The organism is Sphingobium sp. CCH11-B1, assembly GCF_001556865.1.
Classification (GTDB): Bacteria; Pseudomonadota; Alphaproteobacteria; order Sphingomonadales; family Sphingomonadaceae; genus Sphingobium.
The window spans coordinates 45,652-52,672 of sequence record NZ_LSJY01000032.1 but is presented as its reverse complement, the minus strand read 5'-3'; the positions used below and the strand labels follow the sequence as shown (position 1 = coordinate 52,672).

Annotated in this window: 5 protein-coding genes and 2 pseudogenes; 5 read left to right on the top strand and 2 right to left on the bottom strand. The window is 62.1% G+C overall.

Annotation, left to right across the window (positions count from 1 at the left end; all coding sequences use genetic code 11):
• Positions 1-36 precede the first annotated feature (36 nt).
• Positions 37-3,000 carry a Tn3 family transposase gene (locus AX724_RS04715; protein WP_066764035.1) on the top strand — a complete coding sequence of 988 codons (2,964 nt, stop codon included), beginning with the start codon at positions 37-39 and terminating at the stop codon, positions 2,998-3,000.
• A 289-nt stretch (positions 3,001-3,289) separates the two neighbouring features.
• Here the strand turns inward: AX724_RS04715 and AX724_RS04710 are convergent, their stop codons facing one another.
• Complete coding sequence (locus AX724_RS04710) at positions 3,290-4,324, bottom strand: IS110 family transposase (RefSeq protein ID WP_066764033.1); 1,035 nt, start codon at positions 4,322-4,324, stop codon at positions 3,290-3,292.
• Between the two features lie 98 nt (positions 4,325-4,422).
• On the opposite strand from AX724_RS04710, the pseudogene AX724_RS04705 reads away from it, so the two are divergent.
• The 4 genes and pseudogenes from AX724_RS04705 to AX724_RS04690 form a co-directional block, all read left to right on the top strand.
• Positions 4,423-4,725 (top strand): annotated as a pseudogene (locus AX724_RS04705) (integrase core domain-containing protein); the annotation flags it as partial.
• The gene (locus AX724_RS04700; protein WP_025290585.1) at positions 4,676-5,185 is read left to right on the top strand and encodes a recombinase family protein; all 510 of its coding nucleotides are present in this window, start codon (positions 4,676-4,678) and stop codon (positions 5,183-5,185) included. The pseudogene AX724_RS04705 and the gene AX724_RS04700, both read left to right, overlap by 50 nt.
• 4 nt (positions 5,186-5,189) lie before the next feature.
• Positions 5,190-5,921, top strand: a pseudogene (locus AX724_RS22610) (DUF4158 domain-containing protein); the annotation flags it as partial.
• Between the two features lie 281 nt (positions 5,922-6,202).
• Entirely contained in the window at positions 6,203-6,475 is a 273-nt protein-coding gene (locus AX724_RS04690; RefSeq protein WP_017503288.1) for a hypothetical protein, read from the top strand.
• Positions 6,476-6,534: 59 nt separating this feature from the next.
• Here AX724_RS04690 and AX724_RS04685 read toward each other — a convergent pair whose 3' ends face one another.
• Positions 6,535-7,005: a MerR family transcriptional regulator gene (locus AX724_RS04685; RefSeq protein WP_004206963.1), complete on the bottom strand. Its 471-nt coding sequence runs from the start codon at positions 7,003-7,005 to the stop codon at positions 6,535-6,537.
• Positions 7,006-7,021: the final 16 nt, after the last annotated feature.

Sequence of the window (7,021 nt, the reverse complement as noted above, 5' to 3'; positions counted from 1 at the left end):
CGGCGCAGAGCGACAGCCTACCTCTGACTGCCGCCAATCTTTGCAACAGAGCCCCTGACCGAGAGCGAACGCGATCAGATACTCGCCATCCCGACCGATCGCGACCATTTGGCCCGGCTCTATACCTTCGAGCCTTCCGATATCGAGATCATCGGCGCGCGACGGGAGCGACGGAACCAGTTGGGCGTGGCGCTGCAACTCGCGCTCCTGCGGCACCCGGGCATCACGCTTGCGCAGTTGATACAGGACAGGGGAGCAATACCCCATGATCTCGCCGCTTTCGTCGCGGAGCAACTTGGTCTGCACGTAACCGAGCTGGCCAACTATGCGGCGCGGGATCAGACAATGACGGATCATGCCCGTGAGCTGGCGGCGCGTTTGGGGCTTCGGGGGCCAACCCGCGCCGATATTCCCTTCATGGTCGAGGCGGCCGCGAGAACCGCATGGGCGACCGACAAGGGGATGACGATTGCGATGGGCGTGGTCACCGCCCTGCGCGAGGCCCGGATTTTGCTGCCGTCCATCTCCACCATCGAACGCGCCAGCAGCGCGGGACGTGCCCGCGCGCGCAAGCAGGCCGCCCACGCCCTGATCGCCGATCTCAGCGCCGAACAGGTCCAGGCCCTCGATCAGCTCTTCGACGCCGCCGGCGGCATGAGCCATCTCGCCTTGCTTAAGACCATCCCCGTCGCGGCCAAGCCCGATCACGTCCGCCAGATCCTCGACCGTCTGAGGCAGGTGCGGAAGATCGGCATTTCCCCCGACGTCGCGGGCCGCATCCACGCGGACCGATTTCGGCAATATGTCAGGGAAGGCCGTGCGTCGCCTGCCTATATGATCGAGCGCTATATTCCCTCCCGGCGACGCGCCACGCTCGTTGCCTTCCTGCTCGATCTTGAAGAACGGCTGACGGACAGCGCCCTGGAGATGGCGGACAAGCTGATCGGCGGCATCTTCACCCGCGCGAAGAACGTCCAGGCGCGCAGCTATGCCGCCACGTCGAAGAACGTGGCCCGGCTGATGCTGATCTTCCGCAGGACGATCGACGCGCTCACCGATGCAGTCGATACTGGCGAAGATCCTATGGAGGTCCTGGATGCCTCAGTAGGATGGCACACCCTCCTGAAGGCCAGACCGGAAGTGGCGACGATCGCGGAAACCGCCAATCTTGATCCGCTGAGGGTCGCGGCCGACCGCTATGCGGCGTTGCGCAAGTTCGCCCCTGATCTGCTTGAAGCGCTACAGTTCAAGGCCGGAAAGGGCAGCGCGAAAACGATTGCCGCTATCGAGATGCTGCGCGACCTCAATAGGTCGGGCAAGCGCGATCTGCCTGCCGACGCTCCGATGCCCTTCCGCAAGGAATGGCAGAAAATCGTCATGGGCGATGACGGCAAGATCAATCGGCGGCTCTGGGAAATCGCGACTATCGCGCATCTGCGCAACAAGCTGCGCTCCGGTGATGTCTGGGTGGAACGATCGACGGGATACCGCCAGTTCGACAGCTACCTGCTAAGCGAACCGAAGGCCAAGCCGATCGTGTCGGCTCTTGGTCTGCCACCCACAGCCGGCGAATGGCTCGAACAGCGGGGCCGCGAACTGGACTGGCGGCTGAAGAAATTCGCCCGGAGCCTGAAGCGCGACGCTCTGGAGGGTGTGCGATACCGCGACGGCCGCCTCCAGATATCCCCCGTTCGCACGATCGCAACGCCCGACGCCGAAGCCCTGGCCGACCGGCTCGATGCGATGATGCCACGCATCCGTATCACCGAACTGCTACATGAGGTGGCGCAGGAAACTGGCTTTCTTTCGGCGTTCACCAACCTGCGCACCGGCGAGCTATGTCCCAATGAAAATGCGCTGCTCGCCACGATCCTCGCCGACGCCACCAATCTCGGCCTGTCGCGCATGGCCGCCGCGAGCCAGGGCGTCACGCGCGATCAACTCCTATGGACCCATGACGCCTATATCCGCGACGAGAGCTACCGCGCGGCGCTCGCCGTCCTCATCAACGCGCACCACCGCCTGACATTCTCGCGGGTATGGGGCGACGGCACAACGTCCAGTTCCGATGGTCAGTTCTTCAGGGGCGCGAAGCGCGGCGCATCGGGCGGCGACATCAACGCCCGCTATGGCGTCGATCATGGCTTCAGCTTCTACACCCATGTTTCCGATCAGCGCGGGCCCTACCACGTCAATGTGATCTCGGCCGCCACGCATGAAGCGCCCTATGTCCTCGACGGCCTCATCAGCCATGGCACCGATCTCAGGATCGTCGAGCATTACACCGACACCGGCGGAGCGACGGATCATGTCTTCGCCCTGTGCGCGATGCTGGGATTTCGCTTCTGCCCGCGCCTGCGCGACTTTCCGGACAGGCGGCTTGCGCCGATCGCGCCGGTTTCGGCCTATCCGTCCATCGCCCCGTTGTTGGGCAAGCGTATCCGCACCGACATCATCAATGAACAATGGGACGACGTGCTGCGCCTCGTGGGGTCGATCAAGGCTGGCCACGTCGCGCCGTCGGTCATGCTGCGAAAGCTCGCCGCCTACGAACGGCAGAACCAGCTCGACGTCGCACTACAGGAGATCGGCAAGATCGAACGGACCCTGTTCATGCTGGACTGGCTTGAAAATCCCGATCTGCGCCGGCGATGCCATGCCGGCCTTAACAACAGCGAGCAGCGCCATGCCCTGACGCAAGCGATCTACACCTTCCGCCAGGGCCGCATCATCGACCGCAGCCATGAAGCTCAACAATATCGGGCATCAGGCCTCAACCTAGTCATCGCGGCGATCGTCTATTGGAACACGATCTACATGGCCGACGCCGCCCAGCATCTGCGATCGGCAGCGGCCCCGGTCCCCGATGATCTGCTTGTCCATACGTCGCCGGTTGGCTGGGAGCATATTGCCTTTTCCGGCGATTTCCTCTGGGATCGAGCCGCCGCTTCCGCTGGCCGCAAGGCCCTCAATCTTCCGCCGGACAGCCGCGCCGCCTAAGCGTTCCTCGGTTGTTCTCCCTTAGCGTTGCGTGTGGATGGCTCCCGCGTTGCGGTGCGATTTTCTGACGTTCTGACATGCCATATCGAGTGCAGTCGCGTGTCCGGCCTTTATGTGCAGCCTTTATACGGCTGCTGGCCTTGAAGGATTCCGCCAGCCCTGGCCTCCTCATCGTTTACGCGGACTCGAAGTCCTGTACGCTAAGCAGGTTTGCCGAAGCTCGGTGGATCGAATGGCTTGCCTTCAGTCGGTCTTCACACCTCAACCTTGTTTTGCCATCGCCTGCCAATCAGGCTGCGATCGCCAATTCCTTTCTTTCATACTCGACGCCGCGCGTCATCACCACCCATGCAATACGCGCCATCTTGTTGGCCAGAGCAACGGCCACAACCTTGGGCGGACGGCGATCAAGCAAGGCTTTGGCCCATTCAAAGCCTTTGACGCTGCCCGCCCGGACATGCCGCAGCACTGAAGTCGCACCGACGACCAGCAATTGTCGCAGGTAGCGATTGCCGCCCTTGGTAATCTTGCCCAGGCGGGTCTTGCCACCTGACGAGTTTTGCCGGGGCACGAGTCCAAGCCAGGCGGCGAAATGGCGGGCCGACCTGAAGCTCTGCGCGTTGGTCACCATCGACGCGAGCGCCGAGGCGGTGATCACACCAACGCCGGGGATGGTTTCAAGGATGTTGCTGACGTCGTTGCGATAATGCAAGCGGGTCAACTGCTTATCGATCCCGGTGAGCTTGTCCTGCAGTTCCTGAATGTGGCGCGCTAAGACGCCGAGTGTCTCGCGCGCCAGTTCCGGAAGATCGAGTTCGTCCCCTTTCGCAAGCCGATCGACCATGCGCACCACCTGCGCCACGCCGGTACCCGTCACAAGACCGAATTCGGCCAGATGGCTGCGCACGGCATTGAACATCATCGTCCGCTGCTTGATCAGCAGTGCCCGCGTTTTGTGCAGCACGCCGCCAGCCTGCTGGTCAACTGACTTGATTTCGACGAACCGCATTGTCGGCCGCGTCACCGCCTCGCAAATCGCTTCGGCATCGGCGGCATCGTTCTTCTGCCGCTTGACGTAAGGTTTCACGTAGATCGGCGGGATGAGTTTTACGTCGTGGCCCAGGTTCTGGAGCTGCCGACCCCAGTGATGCGCCGTTCCGCAGGCTTCGATCCCGATCAGAACCGGAGGCAATGCCGCGAAAAACTTCAACATCTGTCCGCGCTTCAATTGCCGGGTCACAACCACCTGACCCGCAGCGTCTACACCATGGACCTGGAACACCGACTTCGCGATATCCAGCCCAATCGTGACAATCTCACTCATCGTCCGTCTCCTCGCTCTTCAGCCGAGGCAGTCTGCCTCAGCCGGTGAGCGGGAGCCATCCACTCCATCGTTTAGCGTACCTTCCACGCTATGCCCTCAACAAGGTTGAGTGGCATTACATCGATCCCGGTAAGCCCCAGCAGAACGGCTTCATCGAGAGCTTCAACGGCTCATTGCGCGATGAGCTGCTCAACGAGGAGCTGTTCGACAGCTTGGCTGACGCCCGCCGGAAGCTGGCCATCTGGCGCTACGACTACAACCATGTTCGCCCCCACTCATCGTTGGGAAATCGAACGCCTGCACAAGCGCGTCGGACGTTCGTGCAGGACGATAGCATCACGCCCGGCGCGCTTGTGCAGGCGAGCATACCGGAATATTCAACCGCAAGACTCTCGTTATGATCGAGGGACCGCCGGGGGGCAGGTCACTTGCCTCGAATTCCTGAAGGCCGGCGACACCTTGGTCGTTTGGAAACTCGACCGTCTCGGGCGATCATTGACCAATCTTCTGGCGATCATAACCGATCTGAAAAATCGAGGTGTGGCCTTCCGATCGCTAACGGAGCAGATGGACACAAGCACGCCCCATGGTGAATTGCTGTTTTCGCTCTTCGGCGCGCTCGCCCAATATGAACGCGCGCTCACGCGTGAGCGGGTGATGGCAGGCTTGGTCGCAGCTCGACGACGGGGCCGGCGCGGGGGCCGGCCGCCCAGCATTGACGCGGAAACGATCGAGCAGATCACGGCAGCCCTCGATGCCGGCGCAAGCAAGGCGTCGGTGTGCCGATCATTCAAGGTGCCGCGATCGACCCTCATCGGCACGCTCGATCGCATTGGCTGGACGGGACCGGTCAAGGCCTGACCCGATGCCCCGCCGCTCTGTTCTGACCGAGGCGCAACACGCCGAGTTGTTCGCCTTGCCGGAGAGCGAGCCAGATCTGGTGCGATACTGGACGCTCAGTTCCGCAGATCTGCGCGTCTTCACGAGCCGGAGGCGTCCCCACAACCGCCTCGGTTTTGCGCTGCAGCTCTGCGCCTTGCGATATCCTGGCCGATTGCTGAAACCCGGCGAATTCATCCCTGATGCTCCTCTCAGGTTCGTCGGGGATCAGCTCGGCGTCGAGCCGGACGCGCTTGCCGATTATGCCACGCGTGGTCCCACCCGGTATGAGCAACTCGATACGCTGCGCGAGGTATTCGGTTTCCGGCAATTGAGCCGTCCGATCCATGCAGAACTGCAGGCTTGGCTCTTGCCGATCGCACTGACCATGACCGGTGGAATCGATCTCGCGCGGATCCTGATGGAAGAATTCCGCCGCCGGCAGATAATCGTGCCCGGTATCACGTCCCTGGAACGCATGGTGAGCAAAGCTCTGTTAGATGCCGAGCGGAACGTGGGCAACCTGCTGACGGGAAGTCTGACTTCAGTGCAATGCGGCCTGCTGGACTCGCTGCTGCTGCAGCACAATGCAGGCCGCATCAGCATTCTTGCCTGGATCCGCCAACCACCCGGTAGACCGGGACGACGTGCCTTCGCGGAAATTCTCGAGCGATTGTCCACATTGCGGGCAATCGGCTTGGAGCCTGTCCTGCTCATCGCCTGGTTGATGCCGATCGTGACGCTGGGCCTGGCGCTGCTGCTCCTCGGGATCGTCATCGCGCTGGGCCGCACCGCCTGGCCACGCTGGTTCGCAGCGCTGGCCAATCCCGTCTCGCTGGTCGCGATCGGCATGCTGATCGCGCGCATCCTGCCCGAGCCGGCGCACACCTGGCTTGACGGCGCCGCGTTCAACCTCGGCTGGCTCGTTGTCTATGCCGTCTCGACGGCGCTGCTCTGGAATGGTGGCCGTTCGCCGGTCGCATCACGGGACGAAGCAGCATGACCGAAGCTGCGACAGCGACAGGCGACGAACAAGTGGGGGAGGAAGCATCAGGCGCTTTCAGCATGAAGCCACTGATGTTCGAGACCTTCGTCTGCTCGATGGCGATGATGTCGTTCGTGGCGCTCGCGGGCCCCATCGCGCGCGTGCTTGGCCTCGAGCCATGGCAGGTCGGCGGGGCGATGACCGCGTCGGGCATCGCCTGGATGATCATGGCGCGGTTCTGGGGCGGCCTTAGCGATCGGCGCGGCGCTCGTCGCTTGACGGCTTAATTGGATCGGGGGCGCCGCGATCAAGCGTTACCGCTCGGTTAGAGAATGGGATGACCAAATTATCGCTGCAACTTTGCCATCGCTTCCACTTCGATGGTTGTAAGCTCGTCGATTGTCAGGTCGAGCGCAGAGCGCTGCGTCTTCAAGTCGACCAACCTTTCCCGGATGCGGGCAATCAATCGCTCCATTTGCTCCTTATGCTCGGGATCGGCATCGTAGAGATCGAGAAACTCCTTGATTTCCTTGATGGAGAAGCCAAGGCGTTTGCCGCGCAAAATCAGCTGTATGCGTCCGATCTCACGCCTGGAATATGCCCGGGTGCTGCCTACCCGTTGAGGGGCGATGAGCCCCTCCTTTTCGTAGAAGCGTAGCGTGCGAAGTGTCAGTCCGAGTTCCTGAGCGACATCCTGGATGCCGTACACTTGTAAATCCGCATCCTTTGCGCGGGTTCTCCCCTTGTGCGTGGGGTTGTCGCGACCCGCGTCCTTAAGCGTTTCATCGTCCTCGGCGAGGTGGAGCGAGTTCCCCATGCCATCCACTCCCTGT

What these genes read in the sequence shown, in the direction of transcription:
- AX724_RS04710 (WP_066764033.1), bottom strand. Translation starts at nt 4,324, where the DNA reads ATGAGTGAGATTGTCACGATTGGGCTGGATATCGCGAAGTCGGTGTTC.
- AX724_RS04690 (WP_017503288.1), top strand. Translation starts at nt 6,203, where the DNA reads ATGACCGAAGCTGCGACAGCGACAGGCGACGAACAAGTGGGGGAGGAA.
- AX724_RS04685 (WP_004206963.1), bottom strand. Translation starts at nt 7,005, where the DNA reads ATGGGGAACTCGCTCCACCTCGCCGAGGACGATGAAACGCTTAAGGAC.